Origin of the sequence: Pseudonocardia sp., assembly GCF_025965585.1 — a bacterium.
Lineage (GTDB): Bacteria > Actinomycetota > Actinomycetes > Mycobacteriales > Pseudonocardiaceae > Pseudonocardia.
The window spans coordinates 1-2,563 of record NZ_JAOPWR010000071.1 but is presented as its reverse complement, the minus strand read 5'-3'; the positions used below and the strand labels follow the sequence as shown (position 1 = coordinate 2,563).

Below are 2,563 nucleotides of genomic sequence, written 5' to 3'. Positions count from 1 at the left end.
TACGGGTCAGCGCTCCACGCCGCCGCCCGCGCCCGCGACCCGAAGGGTTGGCTGCTGCCCGAGCGCGTGGCCGCCACCACCGTGCTCAACGTCGTGCGGCCCACGGTCGCGGTCGCGTGGTTCGTCGAGTTCGCCCGCAAGGCCCTTGACGAGTACCCCGAGTGGCGCGAGCGCATCGCGACCGGTGACGACGCGGCTCTGGACGCATTCGTGCAGGAGGTCCAGCGGCTCTACCCGTTCGTCCCTGTCCTGGCCGCCCGCGCCCGGGCCGCGCAGGACGTCCTGGGCGTGCGGGTCCCCCGCGGTGGGCTGGTCGTGCTCGACGTGCACGGCACCAACCACGACCCCGAGCACTGGCCCGAGCCGGACCGGTTCGACCCGGACGGCCTTCCTGCAGGGTCGCGTCGACCCCGACACCCTCGTTCCCAGGGCGGTGGTGACGTGACGAACGGCCACCGCTGCCCTGGCGAAGGCGTCGTCCTGAGGATGCTCGCCCTCGCCGGACTGCAGCAAACGCTCGCGCCCCAGGACCTTGACTACGACCTGTCCCGCATCCCGACCCGCCCCCGCAGCGGCGTCGTCATCACGCCGACACCTGCGACCGTGTCGGCTGAGCAGGCCGGTGGTCTTCGCACTCGGCAGCGACACCGGGCGGCCGGCAGTCCTAGCCTGCCGGGTGACCGAGTGGCGACGATCGGAGCGCGACGAGACGACCGAACAGGCCGAGGTGCTCAACGCGCGGGCGCGGGCGCGCGCGAACAGGTCGTGGCCGGGTTGGGGAAGCGCGAGGGGCTGGTCGGGGCGCAGTACTTCCCCGGCATGTACGTCGTGTGCAGCGACGGCCAGGAGGTCGGGACCCTTCGAGCCACCCACGTGAGCGGTGGCGGCGGGGCCCGCCGCAGCGGGTGGGGCGCCCGCCGCGTCGGCACGTGGAGGCCGAGGGGATCTACGGCATGCTGGCCGAGGGCGCCGCTGCACTTGCGGCGGGCCGTCCCCGCTGAAGCTCCTCCTCGTGGGGCGCGCCGCAGAGCTGCGGAGCCGTCGCATGGGAGGACCGGACACCACGGAGGTGGGCTTGTACTGTGCGGCGGCGAAGACCGGTGACTCGTGGACGGCAGCGTGGGCGGGGGCGCTCGCGCAGATCATCGACGCCGGGCACCTGGCCACGGGCGAGCAGCTCTCCACAGTCGTGGACGACGCCGTCCTGGCGGTGGGCCTGACAGCCGAGGTGCTGCTGGTCGACCTGGCCCAGCGGGTGTTCACCCCGGTTCGCACCGAACCGGCCGCTCAGGTCGACGTCGTCGGGACGATGGCCGGCCGGGCCTACCAGCTCGGGGAGATCCTGGCCGGCACCGACGAGCGGGGCCGTCGGCAGCTGTGGGTACCGATGCTCGACGGCGCCGACCGGGCGGGAGTATTGCGCATCGGTCTCGACCCCGGCACCGGGGGCGGTGCCGAGGATCGTCCGGAGTTGCGGCGGTGGGTGTGGACCCTGGCCGGCCTGGTGGGCCACATCGTCATGACCAAGATCGCCTACAGCGACCGGTTACGGCGCTGGCGCAGCAACGGACCGCTGTCGCTGCCGTCCGAGCTGCTCTGGCAGATGATCCCGCCCCGCACGTTCGCCACCGAGCGCGTCGTGGTGTCCGCGCTGCTGGAGCCGCATGACGAGGTGGCCGGCGACGCCTACGACTACAACGTCGAGGGCGACATGATCGACCTCGCGGTGTTCGACGCGGCCGGCCACGACATCCGGGCCGGCGTGACGACCGCACTGGCCATCACCGCCATCCGCAACGCCCGCCGCGCAGGCGAGGAGGACCTCGTGGCCATCGCCGCGTCGGCCGACGCGTTCATCGCGGCCCAGCCGCGACCGCTGCAGTTCGCGACCGCGGTCCTCGCCCGCCTTGACACTGCCACGGGCACACTGGACTACCTGCTGGCCGGGCACCCGGCCCCGCTCGTCGTCCGGCAGGGAAAGGTCGTCAAGGAGCTCGGCGCCACCCCGCGCCCACCCCTCGGGGTAGCGGTGTCGGGTGGGCCACCGGTGACGGTCTCACGCGAACAGCTCGAACCCGGCGACCGGCTGCTGCTCTACTCCGACGGCATCACCGAGGCCCGCGACGCCGACGGCGAGTTCTTCGGCGAGGACCGGCTCGTGGAGCTCACCGAACGCGCCGCGGCCGCTGAGCTCTCGGCCCCCGAGACGCTTCGCCGGCTCGGCGCTGCGGTACTCGAACACCAGGCCGGGCAGCTGCAGGACGACGCCACCCTGCTGCTGGTCGATTGGTCGGCCGACGGACACCTACGGATGTTCCCCACCCTGCCGGGCGCAGCACCCTGAGTAACGGCCAGGGCCGCGCAGGGAAGGTACGCAGCACGTACCGGTCCACGACGGTGCGGCCGAGCACAGGACCGGCTCGACCGCCGCCGAGCGGCTGCTTCACTGCCCCGCTCCATCGCCGACCGGGTCGCTCTCGGCGTCGTCGCCGGCCACCGCTCACGGCGCTGCGGTGCCTCCGCCGCACACATCGGGGTGGACGGCACCACAGCGCGCGAGATC

2 protein-coding genes are annotated in these 2,563 nt (G+C 73.2%); both read left to right on the top strand.

From position 1 onward, the window contains the following. Window positions 1–1,104 (top strand): cytochrome P450 (locus tag JWR81_RS04520; RefSeq protein WP_297646886.1); only part of this gene is annotated, 1,104 nt, incomplete at its 5' end. Next, window positions 1,046–2,344, top strand: coding sequence for a PP2C family protein-serine/threonine phosphatase (locus tag JWR81_RS04515; RefSeq protein WP_297646885.1), 1,299 nt, complete (start codon window positions 1,046–1,048; stop codon window positions 2,342–2,344). The genes JWR81_RS04520 and JWR81_RS04515, both read left to right, overlap by 59 nt. The last annotated feature ends 219 nt before the right edge of the window (window positions 2,345–2,563 follow it).